Here is a 19,493-nt window from a genome sequence, read left to right as displayed (position 1 = left end):
TCTATTTTTCGCCATCACGATGTTTCACCAGCACCGCGACAATTCACCAAACCAGTGTGACACCACACATTCGAAAGCACCCGGTCACCCACCCTCCCACGTCGATTTCACTACTCCACACCCCCAGAAATGGACGCATAATCCCACTAAGTGGACAAGCACCCCGGGTAGTCGTGTATCCTCCATCACATGCAGCGTGCACTCCTTCTTCTGTGCCGCGGCGGGGCTCGATGCTAAATGCTCAAGGCTGGCTCCCCGTCGCGGAGTTTGGTGTGCCGGCCTACTCATAAAGAGCATCCATACATAGCCCGCCCAACTTCTCGCGACATCCGGTTTTCCGGCCATAAATCTCAGCTCCTAGAGAAACGACTTTCTAGGCCCGAGCAACTATCGTCGTGAAGTAGTTGACATTGAAAGGTACGCACCCAATGACCCCTTCAGACGCATTCATCTCCGCACCATCGCAGATTCAGACTCCAGCTGGCGAGATTCCAGCGGATCAGCCTGCATGGAACAAACAGCGCAACTCTCAGATGCCTGCGAACCGCTACCAGGCTTACGACGTTGAGGTTCAGGACTTCAACCTGCCTGACCGCACGTGGCCAAACAAGCGTTTTACCAAGGCTCCACAGTGGTGTGCTGTCGACCTGCGTGATGGTAACCAGGCGCTGATTGACCCAATGAGCCCGGAGCGCAAGCGCCGTATGTTCGAGCTGCTGGTTCAGATGGGTTACAAGGAGATCGAGGTCGGTTTCCCATCGGCGTCGCAGACGGACTTTGACTTTGTGCGTGAGATCATCGAGAAGAACATGATCCCGGATGACGTCACCATCCAGGTTCTGGTGCAGGCTCGTGAGCACCTGATTCGCCGTACTTTCGAGGCTTGCGAAGGCGCGAAGAACGTTATCGTGCACTTTTACAACTCCACGTCGATTCTGCAGCGTGAGGTTGTGTTCCGTAAGGACAAGGACGCGATTAAGAAGATTGCTACGGACGCAGCCGAGCTGATCAAGTCCATCGCCGCCGATTACACCGGCACCAACTGGCGCTGGGAGTACTCCCCTGAGTCCTACACCGGCACCGAGGTCGAGTACGCGAAGGAAGTTGTCGACGCCGTCACCGCCGTGATGGAGCCAACTCCAGAGAACCCGATCATTATTAACCTGCCATCGACGGTCGAGATGATCACCCCGAACGTCTACGCAGACTCCATCGAGTGGATGGACCGCAATCTGGAGCGTCGCGATTCCATCATCCTGTCGCTGCACCCTCACAATGACCGCGGCACCGGCGTCGCTACCGCTGAGCTGGGCTTCCTGGCTGGCGCGGACCGCATCGAAGGCTGCCTGTTTGGCAACGGCGAGCGCACCGGAAATGTTTGCCTGGTCACGCTCGGCCTGAACCTGCTGACCCAGGGCATCGACCCACAAATCGACTTCTCGGACATCGACCAGATTCGTCGCACGGTTGAGTACTGCAACCAGCTGCGCGTCCCTGAGCGCCACCCATACGGTGGCGACCTGGTATTCACCGCATTCTCGGGGTCGCACCAGGATGCTGTGAACAAGGGCCTCGACGCAATGGCCGAGAAGGTTCGCCCAGGTGCCCACACGAAGGACATCACCGACGAAGAATTCAAGAAGGTCGTCTGGGAGGTTCCGTACCTGCCTATCGATCCAAAGGATGTCGGCCGTTCCTACGAAGCCGTCATTCGCGTGAACTCGCAGTCCGGCAAGGGTGGCGTTGCGTACATCATGAAGACCGATCACGGTCTGAACATGCCTCGCGCAATGCAGGTCGAGTTCTCCTCCGTTGTTCAGGCTGTCACTGACGCAGAGGGTGGCGAGGTCAACTCCAAGGCAATGTGGGATATCTTCTCGGGCGAGTTCCTCGACCGCGAGAACCCACTGGAGCAGATCGCAATCACTGTTGACGCACCACAGGTCGAGACCGACGACACCCGCGTCAAGGCTCGCGTCGTTTACAACGGTCAGGAGCAGGTCATCGATGGTATTGGCAACGGCCCACTGGCCGCATACGCGAATGCTCTCGAGTCTCTGAACGTGGACGTCGAGGTCATGGAGTACGTCCAGCACGCTCGCACCGCTGGCGATGACGCCGAGGCCGCTGCCTACGTCCTCGCCGAGGTCAATGGCCAGAAGGTTTGGGGCTGCGGCATCGCTGGTTCCATTACTTACGCATCGCTGAAGGCCGTGACGTCGGCAATCAACCGCGCTCTGGCTTAACGACGGACAATCCCACCGGCGCCTTCGCCCCTCTCACCGGGTAAGCGCCGGTTTTGTCGTATGGTGACTGCTTCCACGGCAGTGCTCGCTAACGCCCTGTCCTCTGTCCTACACCGCAGTCTGCGCTTTCCAATCGGCTCAGTGTCTCTTGTGCAGCCCCGAGCTGGCGGACGCGACCTGGGGTTTTACAACTTGTCAGTGGGCTGCAGTGGAGCTACCGGACCGATTTGAAAGCGCAGATCGATCAGCAGGCCGATTTTGGCATCGCCGGTCGCGCCACGCACATTCGCGAACCTAACATTTTCACCACTCACCTCAACAGTTACGCTTGGACTCATGACCTCGGATGCTCCCAACCCTGCGCGCAAGGAAGCGGAGGCCCGTTCTTCACGACGACGCCGCTCCCGCCGCCGCGCCACCACCAAAGGTGGCTCGCCTCGGCAGACTGTCGCCACTAAGGCCCCAGCTCGAGCCTCGCAGAAGGCCTCACAGGAGCAAGCAACACAGACAACTGCCCCAACCGCAACACAACCGGAAAAGACTGATCAGCAGGAACAAGGTCGGACTGCCCGTGCCGTCAAACGCGCCCCCTACGCAGTTCTGGCAATTCAAGCCAACGGCATCCATCCGAAGACGGGGCGAATGGTCAGCATCGCCATCGCGACGCTCGACGCGGCCGGCAATACTGTCGACACCTGGCACACCTCTCTCACCACTGGCGAGGATCCCGGCCCAGTTCACCTGCACGGACTCACCCCGGAAGACCTACAGGGGTCCCCGAAGTTCGGCACCGTCCTGTCCAAAATCAACGATATTCTGGACGACCGCACCCTCATTACCCATAACGCGCCGATGACCTGGGGTTTTGTGGTTGCTGAGGCACGAAAAGCCCGTCGTCAAGCAAACCGAGCAAACCGCAACCGACGGGGACGTGGACGGCGCAGCCGTGGTCGCGTGGGCAAGATTCCGACGCCGGTGCGCATCGTGGATACGCTCGAAACTGGGCGCAGGCAGGGAGTCGAGCTGCCGGATACGCGCCTGCGCGGTGTCGCGAGCACCTACGGCATCGAGTGCGCGTCACCGATGGCCAGTACCTCCAATAACGAGGTGGCGGAGCGCGACCGAACGTTGGACGATATTCAGACCACCATCGCGCTATTCAAAGCACAAGGCGGACTCGACGACGACGCCACGCTCGCCGCCTACCCCACTGACCAACTTCGTGCCGACCGAGTCGGACTGCAGCGCAGTACTGTCCGGGTTGATGCGATTGAATCGCCAGCTCAGGCAGATAATCCGGGCAAGTACACGCCTGGTGGCAAGCTGAAGGTGGGCATGGAGTTTGCGGTGGCGCCAGAGGTTGTCATTAATCCAGACGAGCTCATTGAAGCGGGGCTGGCGGTTGGGCTGACGTATTCGGAGAAGGTCACTCGGGAAACGTCAATTCTGGTGTGCAACCACCCCGCGAATATCAAGCCGGAAGATCTGACTGGCAAGGCAATGCACGCGCACCGCAAGGACATTCCGCTGGTCAGCGATGAAGCATTTCTACGTCTGGCACGCGAGGCATAAACACCCACAACAGGTAATTCACCGATTTGTGGGTGTGTGGGCGTAAAATTTGCTGCCATGAGTAATGGCAGTAAGCCCAACTTCCTTTCGGGACTAACCTCTGGGCTCGGGTCCAAGGTTCGCTCTCGCCTGGCCACGTCAGCAGCCGACGCTGCAACGTGGGCCTCCCGTAAGTCCGGCCGTGGCGCCGGCGGCATGATCGGTGGTCTGATCGCCCAGAAGATCGATCCGCGCATCATGGCTTCGCTTGGCAAGGGTCGCCCAGCTGCGATCATCACCGGTACCAACGGCAAGTCCACCACGACCCGCATGTTTGCTGCGGCGCTGCGCGATGCAGGGCAGGTCGTCGCAACGAATGAGGGCGGCGACAACATGGATGCCGGCGTCATTTCTGCGCTCCTGGCCGAGCCAAAGGCCGACAGCATTGTGCTTGAGGTCGACGAACTGCACGTCGCGCACATTGCGCAGGACTTGAAGCCACAGGTCATCGTCCTGCTCAACTTGTCGCGTGACCAACTGGATCGTGTTGGCGAGATCAACAAGATTGAGGCAACGCTGCGCAAGGCAGTGAATGAGAACCCGCAGGCAACGATCATCGCTAACTGCGACGATCCACTGATTGCCTCAGCTGCGTGGGATGCCGCAAACGTCGTCTGGGTATCTGCCGGTGGCGGCTGGACCAACGATGCCACCTCGTGCCCACGCACCGGCGGTCCAATCATTCGCGACGGCGACAACTGGTACGCCGTTAAGAAGCTTGACGACGGCTCCACCTTCTCCCGCCCCGCCCCAACCTGGTCAATTACCGATGAAGGCGTGAAGTCCCCATACGGCAACGTCATGCCACTGAATCTCACGCTGCCGGGTAATGCGAACCGTGGCAACGCCACCCTCGCCATTGCTGGCGCTGTGGAAATGGGTGCGGAAGCGCTGACCGCGCTGAATGCAACTGAGCAGGTAGACAACGTTGCTGGCCGCTACTCCACTGTTACCGTGCCGGGCGCAACGCAGACCCGTGGTGGCGCTGAAGTAATTGGCGCAGCTGGCGACAAGGAAGTTCGAATGCTGCTAGCTAAAAATCCCGCAGGTTGGCAGGAAGCTCTGTCGATGGTGGATCGCACCTCCGACGCAGTCGTCATCGCCGTCAACGGCCACGTAGCCGATGGCGAAGACCTCTCCTGGCTCTGGGATGTCAAGTTTGAAGACTTCGGCGATATTACGGTCCTTGCCTCCGGTGAGCGCGGCACGGATCTTTCCGTTCGTCTCCTCTACGCGGGCATCAAGCACACGTTGGTCGCCGATCCACTCGATGCCATTCGTACCTGCACCGATGTCGATCCTTCCCGCCCAACCCGCGTCGAAGTTCTGGCCAACTACACCGCCTTCCGCGATCTGAAGAAGGACATCGAACGCCTGAATTCTGACCGCGTCGACACTGTTCGCGCCGACTCCGAGGAGACCAAGTAATGAGCACCGATAGCACTCTCCGCATTGGCCTTATCCTCCCGGATGTCCTGGGCACCTACGGCGACGACGGCAACGCACTCGTCCTCCGCCAGCGCGCCCGAGCCCGCAATATCGACGCAGAAATCGTGCCAATCCGCCTCGGCGAAGCCGTGCCAGATAGCCTCGACATTTACGCCATCGGCGGTGGCGAAGACGTCGCTCAGTCCATTGCGGCCGAGCACCTTTTAGCAGACGGCGGCCTTGCTCGGGCAGCTGCTTCACGACGTCCCATCCTCGCCATCTGCGCCGGTTTCCAGATTCTGGGCGAGTCATTCCGCGCCGGAGGCAAAGAGATCGACGGACTAGGCCTCGTTGACTGCAAGACCGATTCCCTCGCTACACGTGCAATTGGTGAGATTTGCACGGTGCCTTTTGGGGACGTCGTAAAGCAACCACTTACTGGCTTCGAAAACCACATGGGGCGCACTGTCCTAGGTAAGGACGCACGTCCACTGGGCACCGTTGTGCGTGGTGTGGGCAATGAGGGGCCGGAGGTGCAGCCGGGCGAGGATATTGCCAAGCTGAAGGCTGCCGGTGGCGCGGAAGGCGCGGTGCAGGATTCGATTATCTGCACGTACCTGCACGGGCCGGTGCTCGCGCGCAATCCTGAACTCGCGGATGTTCTATTGGCGCGTGCGATGGGCGTTGAATTGACTGAGCTCGCTGCGATCGATCTGCCTGAGTTCGCTGTCGTGGACAAGCTTCGCGACGAACGCATCCACTCCAAGCCACGTCCAAAGAGCGAGCGCTAAGCACGATGTAGACACATCGAAGTACATTCGGGGTTGCCCGCCCGGACACTTATTTACTTCCGTTACCCTTTTGCGTATTCCGGGTGCGATAATTGAGTGGCATTGTTCACCCCCTGGTTGTCGTGACACGACAACCACTCTTAAAGAGCGCAGTCATGGACCGGAATGTACCAGGTGGTTCTACCTCCCCTGGCGACGAAAAGTCGTCAGGGCGGCTCCTGCATGGCAGGTGGGCCCGGTTCAAGGCCGCTTTCGTCGAGATGATGGATCGTCGTGCATTCCTCGACTCCGACGGTAAAGCACTGATCGACTCCTCGTACCAGCTCGAAGAAGCATGGGTACTTCGGGGATTCCTCATCCTCGGGCTGTTCTTTGGCACCTTCCCAGCTCTGTGGGGACTTGAAGTTGACCGAGTTGTTGGACATGTATCAGATGCTGATGGATGGATTCAGGCAAGTGCCAGCTCGTTGGAGCGCTTTGGCATCGCAATGAGCACCATCATGGATGTCTTGAGTTTCGATATCGACGGAAACGTTGTCATTCGCTTCCTTGACCTCTTTGTGTTCAACCGCGTTTTCCCACTCCTGGGTCTCATTCTTGGAACCGGATTAGCTTTCGTCTGGATGCAAATTCGACGAGCGGCAAAATTCCCTGAGCAAATGCTTTACCGAGGCATCTTGATGCTGATTACATTGGGAATTCCGCTAGCCGTCGCCGTGCCTGACAATGTCATGATCGGCTTCGCAATCTCCGGGCTCTTTTTTGTGATTCCACTTCTGCTACTGCCAATGAAATGGCAACGACGTGCCATTACGATCATCGGCGCACCCCTCGCAGTTACAGCAGCCCTATTCGGCAGTGTGGAACTATCGATGGCCGGATTCTTAATGGTGGGTTTCGGCCTGGCGCTACTCCGAATCCCCTGGTTCGTGCGAACAAGGCCATGGATTCCAGCGATGGGGCTGCTGGTGCTCATCCCGATGACATTGGCCGCGCTGTACTGGCAGATCATGTCGAACTACGAGCTAGGTCTGCAACCGACAGTCACGTCCGACGTCCTGTCTGCCAACACGGTTGCCGGCGTCGTAATGTGCACTACGTATCTATTCATCGTCATGGTGGCGATGTCGACCCCATTGAAGAAAATGCTGATGGTCACTGTCGGAGTGCTCGGCAAAGCGCCCCTGACAAACTACCTGGCAGCACTCATTGCAGTGAACGTCTTCCGCGTACCGCTGGGGACCAGTGGCTACGCCATCATCGACCATCTGGGGATCTCCGGATCATCGACCCAGGCATGGGGGCGAGCAATGGTTTTCATCGCTCTCATCGCACTTGCAGACTGGACAATCACCGCACTGTGGTTCCGCTTCACACGCTTCCAGTTCGGCCCCGCTGAAATGCTGATGCAGGCGATTCACTGGTTCCGGATGGAGCGACTGCCCGAAGCTTCGCAGCTCTCCTCGGCAGCTATTCGACGGGGCGCACTCGAGCATCTTCTCGATATTGACGCTGTGCGTGGGCAATACTCCATCGCCGAATTGCGCCCGCCTGCACGGTCGAAGGCAGAGGCCGCAGCCGCCGACGAAGAAGCCATCCGGCTGGGTTTGTACGGCGAAGAAGGCATCATGAATGGCGGGGGCACTGACGGTACTGCCCCTGAAAGCCCTGACCCGGGAAGCCCCGTCGTTAAATAGTCAATCGCCCGGTTAACGCGCGAGACAATGTCAGCTCGTCGACGAACTCCAAGTCGCCACCAAGTGGCATGCCAGATGCCAACCGAGTGACCTTCAAACCCGGAAAGTCCTTCAACAAACGAGCAAGATACGTCGCAGTTGCTTCGCCTTCAGTGTTCGGGTCGGTCGCGATGATGACCTCATGAATCTCGGGCCTCTTCGCGGGTTCGCCGTCGACCGCGACGTCGTCAAGTACCCCGCCAATGCGCTGCAGTAGCGTGCGCACATTGAGCTCATTGGGGCCGATGCCGCCAAGCGGATCAAGCGCGCCACCGAGCACGTGGTAGCGGCCGTGGAACTCACCGGTGCGCTCGATAGCTTGGATATCGCGGGCTTCCTCGACGACACACACCAAACCAGCCTCACGACGATGGTCGCCACAATAGCGACACACCTCATCCTCGGAAATATTCCCACAAATGCGACAGAACTGGACGCCCTCGCGGACCCGGCCGAGCGCAGACTGGAGGCGCGAAATGTCCTCGGGATCTGCTTTCAGCAGGTGAAATGCGATGCGCTGGGCGCTTTTAGGTCCAATTCCGGGCAGGCGAGAAAACTCGTCGATGAGGTCCTGTAATGGTCCTTCAAACAATTTTTTAGAACATGCCGCCCATGTCGCCCAGGCCGCCGAAGCCCTGAGACAGTGGACCCATCTTCTCGTCAGCCAGAGACTGTACCTTCGAGGTTGCGTCCTGGAACGCTGCGAGTACGAGATCCTGCAGGGTCTCGACATCTTCTGGATCAACGATCTTCGGATCGATAGCGATGTTGGTGACCTCGCCCGAGCCCTTCATAGCCAGCTTGACCAAGCCATTGCCTGCTTCACCCTCGATGGTGGTGGCAACGATTTCCTGCTGAGCTGCCTGCAGCTGCGCCTGCATCTGCTGAGCCTGCTGAAGGATTGCGTTCATATCTGGCTGAGTCACTGTAATTCCTAACTTTCGCTGCTTTTAACTGCTGATTCTAGCGACCCTCGCGGATTTGGTGCGAGGGCGCGCTTGCTACATCGGTTTCGCGCCGAGCTCCCGCTCCAACAGCTCCATGACAACTTCCTTCATGTCGCGGTGGTCCAACTGGCCAGGGTTCTGAGCCGCTGCGATCATCTCGGCTTCCTCATCGCCAGCTGATGTTTCTACCGGTGGCTCAGCGACGGGCTGTTCGTAGCCGTAATCATCAGGTGGCACGTCATCGACAGGTTCTGGTGGCAACGGCACTCCATCGTCCGCTGGCTGCCCAGCGCGCGCCTTCGCCTCAGCGATCTTGCGCAACCTCGCCTCATGACTCTGCTCCTGCTGAGCCCGCTCTGCCTCCGCCTGCTGACGCCGACGCTCCAGAATCTGCTTATACCGCGGCATTTTCTCCGCCGACTGCGCTGGAGTTGCCGACTGCGCCGGCATCGGGTTCTGCTCGGGTTGCGCCTCAGCAGCCGCCGCTTGCTTCCGCACTGCTTCTACTTGACGACGCAGTCCTTCCGGCATCACTTCCCGCGTGGCGGCGGGTTGAGTTCTTGAAGGTTCGTCGTCAGGAGGAGTCGTCGATGGTGCCTGATGATCGCGGGCTCGCGTACCAACTTGGCACTGCACGCGGACATCGATGTGGTGGTGCTGCTGGATCGCGCGAGCCAAGGTCGCTGCATACTCAGGGGCGTTGAGGCGATTCGCCAACGCTCCCGTGTGATGCGCGATGACCAACAGATTATTGGCTTCATCCAATGATAGGGGGCGCGCCTGAGCTGCAAGAACACGAACAGGCATGGCATGTTCACCATCCGTTGCGGCCAGAATGTCAGACCAGGTTTCCTGAATATCGTCAATAGTCAGCGCGGGCTGAACTGGAGCGACGGCCTCTACTTCTGCTGCTGCTTCCGTGACAATTTCAGCAGCCTCGCCCGCATCGGCACGACGAGTTGCGGCTTCGCGCTCCATTGCCATGCGTTCGCGCTCGGCACGCTCCTGTTCGCGCGCCAACTCTTGCATCCGCTTGGTTGCTTCCCGAGCCTCCGCCAACTTTCGCAGCTGCTCTGATTGAGCGGTCTGGGCTGGTTGCGCTGGCTTTGGCTCAGGAGTTGGCACCGGCTCAGGAGCTGGCTGGGCAGCTGGCTTAGGAGTCTCCGCTGCGCCGCCTTGCTGACGCTGACGAGCTAACCGAGCACGCTGCAACGCCGACAATGGTCGACCGTTTTCGTCGACAGTCGGCACATCATCCATCGATGGCATTGAAGATTCTGGCTCTTCCTTGGCGCCGAATCCTGCAGCCTGTGAAGCAGCCGGAGATGCACCCGCACTTGCCCCACCACCGGCGGGAATTCCCCGTTCCAGAGCCTCGACACGCTGCCATAGCGCCTCTACCGAATCCTCGGCAGCAGGCAGCAACATGCGCACGCACATCACCTCAAGCAACAGCCGCGGCGAGGTAGCGCCCCGGAAACGAGACAAACCATCGTTCAGTACTTGGGCGAACCGAGTCAGCGTGCCAACAGGCACTGCCTTCGTCTGCTCGATAAGGACAGGCACCAGATCAGCCGGAACGTCCACCAGCCCCTGTTCCTGCGCAGACGGAAGCGCCGACAACACAAGCAGATCGCGGACGCGCTTTAGCATGTCCTCCGCATACCGCTTCGGATCCTGACCAGACTGAACAACCCGATCAATGACATCGAAAATCGCAGCACGATCGCCCGACGCCAACGCATCGACCGACTCCGACAGCAACGTCTCCTCTGTCACACCAAGCAGCGGCGCCGCTACCTCGTACGTAACACCATCCGGGCCAGCACCCGCCACCAGCTGATCCAGCACCGACAGCGAGTCACGTGGCGAACCACCACCCGCACTAATCACCAGCGGATACACATCATCCGCTACGTGCACACCCTCGTGCGCGACTACGCTCTGCAACAAGCCACGCATATCATTCGGGGTTAACAAACGGAACGGGTAATGATGCGTACGCGACCGAATCGTAGGAAGCACCCTTTCCGGCTCAGTCGTCGCAAAGATAAAGATCAAATGCTCCGGCGGCTCCTCCACAATCTTCAGCAAGGCATTGAAACCTGCCGACGTAATCATGTGAGCCTCGTCGATCACAAAAATGCGATACCGCGACTCGGCCGGCTGAATAATCGCCGTATCCCGCAAATCGCGCATATCTTCCACGCCATTGTGCGACGCTGCATCCAGCTCCGTGACATCCAAATTGCCCGGGCCACCAGCAGCCAACGCAAGACAAGAAGCACACTTGCCACAGGGCGAGGGCGTAGGGCCATGCTCGCAATTCAAACTACGAGCCAAAATGCGTGCCGACGACGTCTTACCGCAACCACGCGGACCTGAAAACAGATACGCGTGATTGATACGGTCAGGCCGACCTTGAGAATCGCGGGATTCCAGAGCCAGCGACAGCGGTTCGGTAACGTGCTGCTGGCCTACTACCTCGGCAAACGTCGACGGACGATACTTCCTGTACAGAGCCACGTGCCTAGCCTACCGGTTAGCGTGGAACGCTCACCGAGACTGCTCGAACAGTTATAGGTCAGTGACACTCTCACGCGTAAGGTCGCGCAGGTCAGTGCCCGCAGCGACAAACTTGTGCATCAAATCCTGCGCAGCCATCGAATACACGCCAGCTTTCGCTAACGGATCAGCCTCCGCACTACCCTCCGCAGCTGTCACCGATGGATGGTGAGCCAAGAACTCGGCCTCATCGTTGGTGATGGGGATGAGCTGCGACATCGTCGTAATGCGACCACCTGGTGACTTCGAATCACCCACGCTCATCGACACCTGGCCGGGAACTTCAGTCACCTGCGGGGCACCCTGGCTCCACAGCGACGGCACGATGCAGAGCAAATGTGGTGTGGTGACACCAGTCTGCGCAGCATCTGGAGCTGCCATGGGAGTAAGAGGTGCAACCGCGTCATCATCGCTGGCACCAGAACCATGCTTGCCACGAACTTCATCATCAGCATGGAGCAACGCGCTCACCGCCGTAGTGATCGCATGCGTGAGAACACGACCAGGCTGCGGATACCACTGCGTCGGAGCTTCCGAAATCATGCCCGCAGCGGTCGCAAGAATCTCGTGTAACGGCAGTTCCTTCGACCCCACCATCACGAGTTCCACACGCACATCCTGCTGATCAGGCGTGCGCAACTCGTAATCAACTCGACTCAAATTCGCGGTAGCAACGGCGGAATCAGTGTCGCTCACCGAAAACTCGGCGATCTGCACTGGAGCCGCGTCGCCCCACACATCGAAACGACCCACGCCGAAAACGCGCCCGGCATGCTCTGAAAGCTGCATGTCACCCGGGAAAATCTGACCGTACCAGTACTTCGTCTCTTCGAAATTCATTGTGAGCCGAGTCTAATCGCTATTCCGACAGCTTTTCTGCAGCCGCCAACAACACACAGGTAGCGACGCCATCCATAGCAGCCTCCAACTCCTCCATCGGAGGCAGCGATGGAGCCAAGCGGATATTGCGATCGTTCGGATCGTCCTTCAATGGGAACGACGAACCCGAGCCCGTCAGCGCAATGCCCGCTTCCTTCGCCAACTCAACGACACGAGCAGCCGTGCCATCAACGACATCCAATGAAATGAAGTAGCCACCAGCAGGCTTCGTCCACTCGGCAACTCCGTACGCAGACAGGCGCTCATCCAGAATGCTCAACACCTTCTCGAACTTCGGAGCCAGCGACCCAGCATGACGACGCATCTGCGCCTTCACACCCTCCACATCGCCAAAGAACTTCGCATGAGCCAGCTGATTGATCTTGTTCGGACCAATGCCACGAATATTCGAGTGCTTCAGGTAATCGTCCAAGTTCTCGCGCGAGGACATGTAAAACGCCACGCCCGCGCCCGCCAACGTAATCTTCGACGTCGACGTAAACACCCAGAAACGATTCGGATTACCGGCTTCCTCCGCCATCTTGATGACGTTGTAGTTCTCCGGGAACTCGTCGGTAAGCGTGTGCACCGCATACGCATTGTCCCAGATCAGGCGGAAATCAGGCGCAGCCGTTGGCATCTCCGCGAGACGGCGGCAGGTCTCCTCCGAGTACGTCACACCCGTTGGGTTCGAGAACACAGGAACGTTCCACATGCCCTTGATCTGCGGGTCCGCAGCAACAAGCTTTTCGACGATGTCCATGTCAGGTCCATCCTCGAGCAAAGGCACGGTGATCATTTCGAAACCGAAGTGCTGAGTAATGGAGAAGTGACGATCGTAACCAGGAACCGGGCAAATCCACTTCAGAACTGGTTCCTCGCCCCATGGGCGCTCCGAGTCCTGGGTGCCGAACTGCATTGCCCAGGAAATCAGGTCGAACTGAATGTTAAGGCTGGAAGCGTCGCCTGCCAGCACGTTCTCGACTGGAAGACCCATGAGGTCTGCCCAGATCTGACGGATGTCGATAATGCCCTCGGCGTTGCCGTAATTGCGGGCATCTTCGCCTGCAGCAGTGGTGAAGTCCGCCCCAGGCAGGGACAACACGTCGTTAGCGAAATCGAGCTGCTCTGCGGAAGGCTTACCGCGCGTGAGATTCAGCTTCAGATTTCGAGCTTTCAGGTCCTCGTACTGCTTGAGCAGCTCATCCTTCTGAGCAGCGAGTTCGTGCGAATCAAACGAATCGAGCTTCATGTCACGCTTCCTTAACTTCTAACAATCGGGATTGCCATGTACGTGGCTGCGAGGTTCAAAGTAAGACGCGAGTTGGATGAGCTCGTAGCTAGACGAGCTGCGCGAATGAACTGCGTCAAATAAAAACCACTGCACCCTAAAAGATAGAGCAAATGACACATTATTGACACAGCAGGCCAAGAAAGCCGGAAACCGAAGAAACGGGACCCAAACAAAAAAGGGGACCCCACGTACCCGCCAGAGCCCGCTGACCCTTGCTGCATTCCTGCCCTGGGGGAGTTCACGAGATGGACGCCACATGGGATCCGGACTCCGATGCTACTACATCGCAGACGGCCTACCAAGTCTCGGCGGGCAGCTTGGGCGACGGGCGTCGTAAAGCAAAAGGCATATGAAAAGTAGGGCGCGAAGTTCCGCCTCCCTACTCTTCTCCAGCGGTCACCATCGAAATGGGAGATGGGTTACCTCGCACAGTCGTGACCGTGAAGCTGGCCATATGAGAAAGGTATCGATCGTCAGATGCTTCGACCGGAGTGCCATCGAGAGCAAACGCTCGACGACGTACTCGCAGTAAAGGAGTTCCCTCTTGCACTCCAAGAAGCTCTGCGTCCTCCGTATTCGCAGCCACAGCGTCAATAGTTCGCGTGGCGTATGAGATATCCACTCCCGACTCCGTGAGGTGACGGTAAATAGAACCGGAATCGGTATCAAACGTCAAAACATGTTGGCCAACTTCGAGCGGGTAATTAAGGCGCTCCACCATTGCTGGCTCGCCATCCATCAATCGCAGTCTAAAAACCGACACGATCTGGTCTGAATCCGAAATCTCAAGATGTGCAGCGAGCTCAGCTCCAGCTCGCCGTCGAGTTACCCATTGCGTATGCTGACCAGGCTCAACACCGGAATTCTGACACCATTGAGAAAACGAGATAACACCATCGAACGACTGCGTGGGGACGGTGTCTAACACACGGGTGCGCCGGCCCTGCCCTGATGAAACAAGTCCTTCGTTTCTTAACGTCGAGATCGCTTGCCGAATAGTGCCCCGCGCACAATCAAATTGTCTGCACAGCTCTGACTCCGATGGAATGGCAGAGCCTGGAGCCAATTCACCGGCACGTATCTGTTTCCGCAGATGCGCGGCGATCTCCTGATGCTGTTGACGTCTAGACACTACTCTGTACAAGCCTTTCCGGGGCCAAGAATTTGTTTGCCAAACTGGCCTATCTCGCTACTATCTTAATCAAACCTCAGACAAACTAGGTTACATTTTGGTTAACAGTTGACCAACTTGTCTAGTCAGGTATAGACATGCGGGTACACAAGTAGCCACAATAGAAGATGTGAAAACAGATCTCATCGTCATTGGTGGCGGAATCATTGGACTTGCAACCGCCTTCCTAGCCCACAATCAAGGTCTTTCAGTGCGCGTGATTGACCGATCCGAACGCCCTGTCGGCTCCTCCATCATGAATTTTGGCCACGCCTGCTTTACAGGTCAGGCTGACGACGTTCAGGATATCGCTCTGACCTCCCGCAATGGCTGGCTCCAGGCGGCAGAGAAAACTGGACTGTGGGCCGCTCAATCCGGAACCTACATCCCGGCAATGACCCAAACCGAAATGCAAGTACTTGAGGAATTCGCAGATCACCGTGGTTCCGAACAGGTAACCTTGCTGGATTCCACCTCAGTTGCTGGGGCAATCGGAAACCCCGAACTGCAATGCCTAGGTGGTGCCCATTTGCCGCTCGACATGCGCGTCAACCCCCGCGAAGCAGCGCCACGTATCGCCAACTGGCTCGAAGAGCAAGGTGTCAGCTTCAATTGGCGACACGAGGTGCGCAGCACCGCCCACGGAATCGCACACACAAACCGCGGCGACTTCGAAGCTGAGCGCGTCATTTGCTGCCCAAATTACTTCCTCACTCAACTCTTCCCTGAACTAGCTGATGAGCATGAAGTTCGCATCTGCACCCTGACAATGGCTCTCATTGAGCGACCTGAACGCATTCGCTCAGACATTGCCCTCTTCACGGGCACATCCCTTGCCCGCTATGACGGTTTCTCCACGATGACCAGCATCGACGCACTCAAATCTGAGCTCGCCCAGCGGGAACCCGAGCTGGTCGGCCACATCGCAAATTTGATGGCAACGGGCATTACAGAAGGCCTCTTTATCGGAGACTCACACGAGTACGATCTTTCGCCCGAACCTTTCATTGACCAGGAGCAATCTCAACTTCTCATTGATAAAGCCACCGAATATTTCGGCATTAAGAATCCACGTGTGATTCAGCGCTGGCAGGGTCGCTATTCAGATTCCCGCTCAACAAACCTGGTGCTAAAGCAACCCGACCCCCAGACAACTGTCCTCGTAGTTACGTCTGGAATTGGTATGACGATGTCGTTTGGCGTAGCCGATCTCGCCCTCAATGGGCAGATCCCAACCAGAGCCTAAATGAACACCGGATTACTTGTATATGAATTCTCGCCACTCGACTAGACAAGTTAAAAGTTCCAGGCAAGAATCACTGTTGTATGGAACGCCCACCGACCGACTATTCGCTGTTCCGCTCCCCCTCCCCGCCTCCACGAAGGGTCCATCATGAAGTTCACCAAGTTTTTCGCCGCACTCGCAATCACCGCGCCACTTCTCGTTGCATGTGGCTCCGGCTCCAATGACGCTGCAGGAGATGACACCATCACATTCGCTGCAGTTCCCGCTGAATCCTCCCAGTCCCTCCAGTCTGACTTCGAGAACCTTGCCAAGCTGATTGAGAAGGAAACTGGCAAGAAGGTTGAGTTCCAGAACGCCTCTGACTACGCAGCGGTCATCGAGGGACAGCGCGCAGGCAAGATCGATCTCGCCTCGTATGGCCCATTCTCGTACGTCATCGCAAAGGACTCCGGAGTTCCAATTAGTCCAATTGCGGCTCCGACCAGCGACGAATCTAAGGCTCCTGCTTACACCTCTCTCGCCTACGTCAAGAAGGATTCTGACATCAAGTCCCTGAAGGACCTCAAGGGCAAGAAGGTTTGCTTCGTCGACCCAGGTTCGACGTCGGGCTACCTCGTGCCAATGAAGGGGCTGATGGACGAGAAGATCAATATGGATTCCGACCTGGATGCCATCATGGCCGGTGGCCACGATGCTTCGCTGATCACCTTGAACGACGGTGGCTGTGACGTTGCATTCGCTCATGACACCATGCTCTCTACGCTTGAGAAGTCCGGCCAGGTCGACAAGGGCTCGCTGAAGTCGATTTGGGAATCTGACCCGATCACCGAAGACCCGATCGCTGTCAACACCGACACTGTCGATGCTGAAACTGCAGACATCATCACCAAGGCGCTCCGTGAAAAGGCAAACAAGCCTGCGCTGGTTGAAGCTGGAATCTGCACGTCTGAGGAAGACTGCACCCTGCCAGAAGAGATCGAGTGGGGATACCTCGAGGTCAACGACTCTGACTTCGATTCCATTCGTGAAATCTGCAAGGTCACCAAGGCAGACGCTTGCGAAGCAGTTTCGTAGCCACCATCTAGTCGAAGGATTTTCCTCATGTTGACTCCTGAGCTGCAGCGCGAAGTCGATGCACAGTATGCCGTCCAGATTCAGAATGTCACCAAGGACTTTGGTGGCGGTGTTCTCGGCCTCGACAACGTGAAGCTGGGTTTCCGCACTGGAGAAATCACTGTTCTTCTCGGTTTGTCCGGTTCCGGCAAGTCCACCCTTTTGCGCCACATCAATGGCTTGCACACCCCGTCACAGGGCACGATCCGAGTCCTGGGTCAGGACGTTGACACGCTCAACAAGCGTGAACTCCGTGACCTCCGTAAAGATATCGGAGTCATCTTCCAGTCTTTCAACCTCGTTGGACCTATGTCTGTGCTGGAAAACGTCTGCACCGGCGCACTTGGCTCGCTCAAGGGCCCTCGTCTGTCTTTGATGATGTACCCAAAGGCAATCAAGCAGGAGGCACTCGAAGTCCTCGATCGCGTGGGACTTGCAGATCGCGCTCATCAACGTGCAGATACTTTGTCTGGCGGTCAGCAGCAGCGTGCTGCCATTGCTCGCGCTTTGATGCAGCATCCAAAGATCCTGCTTGCCGACGAACCCGTCGCCGCACTCGACCCGGTGTCATCCAACTCTGTCATTACGCTTCTCGAGCAAATCTGTCGCGAAGATAATCTGACGGTCATTGCGTCGCTCCACCAGGTTCAGTTGGCCATCGATTTCGCTGACCGTATCGTCGGACTCCAGTCCGGTCGCGTTGGTTTTGATCGCTCGACCGAAGGAATGTCTGCCGAAACCGCAACGGAGATCTATGAGTCCGTTGCAGTTGTCCCCGCTGAATCAATTACTGCGGAGGCATAAATGAGCACTCTGACTCGGGTTCCTGTTCAGGCACCACCAAAGCCAAAAAAGAATGTCAACGGCATTGCAGCTTCGCTTGTGCTGCTGCTTCTTGTGGTGGTTGGTGCCTGGTCGGTTCAGTCAATTGGCATCAACATCGCCACGCTGGCCGAATCCGCTGACAATGCGTCCAATTTCGTAGCGCGAATGTTCCCTCTCGAGTTTCCGCCAGCGGCGGAACTCGCAAGCATGATTTTCGAGACTCTTGCAATCGTCTTCTTGGCGACGCTCCTGTCCGTAATCCTTTCCATCCCCGTAGCGCTCTGGGCTGCCCGGCCAACAACTACTGGTCGTGGCGTGCAATGGACATCGCGCGCTGTCATCGTGCTGGCCCGAGCAATTCCCGACCTCGTACTCGCAATCATCTTTATGCGCATGTTTGGTCTCGGGGCACTCGGCGGCATCTTGGCAATGGGTATTCACTCTGTTGGCATGGTCGCGAAGCTCTACTCCGATGCAATCGAAGAGCTTGACGACGGCCCGCGTGAATCAATTGAGTCAATCGGTGGCACCCGTGGCCAGCAGATTTGGTCAGCGATTCCGCAAGCTCTGTTGCCGCAGCTCATCGCAACTGCTCTGCACCGCTTTGACATCAACCTTCGCACCTCAGTTCTGCTTGGTTATGTAGGTGTTGGTGGCATTGGTATGGCCATCGCGGACAGCCTGCGAGTGATGAACTACCGACAAGGCATGGCGCTCGCATTTGTCGTGCTGGTGTTGTGTATTGCTGTTGAGCTTCTCTCAGGTGCGCTGCGAGCAGCCATCATGCGCAAGTCAGGTGCCACGTCAAAGACATCCTCGTGGGCAGACAAGCTCTTCAACAACGCAGCCCCGTCCACTACCTCTGTGAATCCGCCCTGGAACCTCGCGCGTATCCAGCGCTTGTTCACCATCGTGGTAGTCGTCGTCCTGACTATCGCGGCCCTCGGGAAAACAAACCTTTCGGCTTCTCAATTCTTCACGGGACTAGCTGAACTTCCCTCGACGTTGGGGCTGTTCTTGCCACCGTCGTCAGGCGGTATCGCTGAGGACATCTTCATGCTACTGCTCGATACCCTGCAGATTGCTTTCGCTGCGACATTCCTCGGTGCCATTCTTGCCCTACCAATCGGCATTCTTGCTGCTCGGAATGTTGTGGCCAATAAGTGGGTACACAATTTTTTCCGCGTCTTGATCGTGGTGATTCGAGGCATTCCTGAGCTGATTCTGGCGATCATCTTCGTTGTCATCTCCGGTCTGGGTGCGGTAGCGGGAACGCTTGCACTTGCACTCGGCGCAGTCGGCCTGTTGTCGAAGCTCGTTGCAGATTCGCTTGAAGAAACCAACGTTGATGTGCAGGAAGCAGTACGAACTACAGGTGCCAGCGAAGTTCAGATCTTCTTTGCTTCAACTATCCGCCAGGCGGCGCCCGCGTTCGTCGCGCACACCCTGTACCTGTTGGACACCAATATTCGCTCTGCCACCTTGCTGGGTGTTGTCGGAGCCGGTGGCATCGGCTTCCAGCTGCTCAACGCCTCTCGTGTCAACCAGTTTGATGTAGTCACGTACATCCTCATCTTGATGGTCATCGTGGTTCTGCTGGTCGAAGCGCTTTCTATGTGGCTTCGCAAAGCTGTCCGATAG

At 57.5% G+C, this 19,493-nt stretch carries 16 protein-coding genes and 1 other RNA gene; 9 read left to right on the top strand and 8 right to left on the bottom strand.

Annotated elements, in window-relative coordinates; translation table 11 throughout:
- Window positions 1-428: 428 nt before the first annotated feature.
- The gene (gene leuA, locus WG938_RS01105; RefSeq protein WP_339976684.1) at window positions 429-2,246 is read left to right on the top strand and encodes a 2-isopropylmalate synthase; all 1,818 of its coding nucleotides are present in this window, start codon (window positions 429-431) and stop codon (window positions 2,244-2,246) included.
- A 185-nt stretch (window positions 2,247-2,431) separates the two neighbouring features.
- Here the strand turns inward: leuA and WG938_RS01100 are convergent, their stop codons facing one another.
- Window positions 2,432-2,584: a hypothetical protein gene (locus WG938_RS01100; RefSeq protein WP_339976682.1), complete on the bottom strand. Its 153-nt coding sequence runs from the start codon at window positions 2,582-2,584 to the stop codon at window positions 2,432-2,434.
- On the opposite strand from WG938_RS01100, the gene WG938_RS01095 reads away from it, so the two are divergent.
- From WG938_RS01095 to WG938_RS01080, 4 genes are all read left to right on the top strand, one after another.
- Window positions 2,583-3,818: an exonuclease domain-containing protein gene (locus WG938_RS01095; RefSeq protein ID WP_339976680.1), complete on the top strand. Its 1,236-nt coding sequence runs from the start codon at window positions 2,583-2,585 to the stop codon at window positions 3,816-3,818. The genes WG938_RS01100 and WG938_RS01095 overlap by 2 nt on opposite strands.
- A 57-nt stretch (window positions 3,819-3,875) precedes the next feature.
- Window positions 3,876-5,285 carry a MurT ligase domain-containing protein gene (locus WG938_RS01090; protein ID WP_339976678.1) on the top strand — a complete coding sequence of 470 codons (1,410 nt, stop codon included), beginning with the start codon at window positions 3,876-3,878 and terminating at the stop codon, window positions 5,283-5,285.
- On the top strand, window positions 5,285-6,076 hold the full coding sequence (locus WG938_RS01085; RefSeq protein WP_339976676.1) for a type 1 glutamine amidotransferase: 792 nt from the start codon (window positions 5,285-5,287) through the stop codon (window positions 6,074-6,076). The genes WG938_RS01090 and WG938_RS01085 overlap by 1 nt, the downstream gene beginning before the upstream one ends.
- 155 nt (window positions 6,077-6,231) lie before the next feature.
- Window positions 6,232-7,773 (top strand): hypothetical protein, encoded by a 1,542-nt coding sequence (locus WG938_RS01080; protein WP_339976674.1) that lies wholly within the window; start codon window positions 6,232-6,234, stop codon window positions 7,771-7,773.
- Here WG938_RS01080 and recR read toward each other — a convergent pair.
- The 7 genes from recR to WG938_RS01045 form a co-directional block, all read right to left on the bottom strand.
- Window positions 7,766-8,404 carry a recombination mediator RecR gene (recR, locus tag WG938_RS01075; RefSeq protein WP_339976672.1) on the bottom strand — a complete coding sequence of 213 codons (639 nt, stop codon included), beginning with the start codon at window positions 8,402-8,404 and terminating at the stop codon, window positions 7,766-7,768. The genes WG938_RS01080 and recR overlap by 8 nt on opposite strands.
- Before the next feature lie 4 nt (window positions 8,405-8,408).
- Window positions 8,409-8,738 carry a YbaB/EbfC family nucleoid-associated protein gene (locus WG938_RS01070; protein ID WP_339976670.1) on the bottom strand — a complete coding sequence of 110 codons (330 nt, stop codon included), beginning with the start codon at window positions 8,736-8,738 and terminating at the stop codon, window positions 8,409-8,411.
- A gap of 75 nt (window positions 8,739-8,813) precedes the next feature.
- On the bottom strand, window positions 8,814-11,285 hold the full coding sequence (locus tag WG938_RS01065) for a DNA polymerase III subunit gamma and tau (protein ID WP_339976668.1): 2,472 nt from the start codon (window positions 11,283-11,285) through the stop codon (window positions 8,814-8,816).
- A 51-nt stretch (window positions 11,286-11,336) separates the two neighbouring features.
- Window positions 11,337-12,164 (bottom strand): hypothetical protein, encoded by an 828-nt coding sequence (locus WG938_RS01060; protein WP_339976667.1) that lies wholly within the window; start codon window positions 12,162-12,164, stop codon window positions 11,337-11,339.
- 19 nt (window positions 12,165-12,183) lie between these two features.
- On the bottom strand, window positions 12,184-13,455 hold the full coding sequence (locus tag WG938_RS01055) for an aminotransferase class I/II-fold pyridoxal phosphate-dependent enzyme (RefSeq protein ID WP_339976666.1): 1,272 nt from the start codon (window positions 13,453-13,455) through the stop codon (window positions 12,184-12,186).
- 215 nt (window positions 13,456-13,670) lie between these two features.
- An RNA gene (gene ffs / locus WG938_RS01050) (signal recognition particle sRNA small type) lies at window positions 13,671-13,765 on the bottom strand.
- Between the two features lie 111 nt (window positions 13,766-13,876).
- Entirely contained in the window at window positions 13,877-14,629 is a 753-nt protein-coding gene (locus WG938_RS01045; protein WP_339976665.1) for a GntR family transcriptional regulator, read from the bottom strand.
- A 169-nt stretch (window positions 14,630-14,798) separates the two neighbouring features.
- Here WG938_RS01045 and WG938_RS01040 point away from each other — a divergent pair, with 169 nt between their 5' ends.
- The 4 genes from WG938_RS01040 (at window position 14,799) to phnE (ending at window position 19,493) form a co-directional block, all read left to right on the top strand.
- Window positions 14,799-15,914 (top strand): TIGR03364 family FAD-dependent oxidoreductase, encoded by a 1,116-nt coding sequence (locus WG938_RS01040; protein WP_339976664.1) that lies wholly within the window; start codon window positions 14,799-14,801, stop codon window positions 15,912-15,914.
- Window positions 15,915-16,061: 147 nt separating this feature from the next.
- Complete coding sequence (locus WG938_RS01035) at window positions 16,062-16,988, top strand: phosphate/phosphite/phosphonate ABC transporter substrate-binding protein (RefSeq protein WP_339976663.1); 927 nt, start codon at window positions 16,062-16,064, stop codon at window positions 16,986-16,988.
- A gap of 27 nt (window positions 16,989-17,015) precedes the next feature.
- Window positions 17,016-17,831 carry a phosphonate ABC transporter ATP-binding protein gene (phnC, locus tag WG938_RS01030; RefSeq protein WP_339976661.1) on the top strand — a complete coding sequence of 272 codons (816 nt, stop codon included), beginning with the start codon at window positions 17,016-17,018 and terminating at the stop codon, window positions 17,829-17,831.
- Window positions 17,832-19,493 (top strand): phosphonate ABC transporter, permease protein PhnE, encoded by a 1,662-nt coding sequence (phnE, locus tag WG938_RS01025; RefSeq protein WP_339976659.1) that lies wholly within the window; start codon window positions 17,832-17,834, stop codon window positions 19,491-19,493.

Source organism: Corynebacterium sp. H113, from assembly GCF_037572315.1.
Lineage (GTDB): Bacteria > Actinomycetota > Actinomycetes > Mycobacteriales > Mycobacteriaceae > Corynebacterium.
Note: the sequence above shows the minus strand (reverse complement) of the source record. Positions and strands in the feature narration are given on the sequence as shown.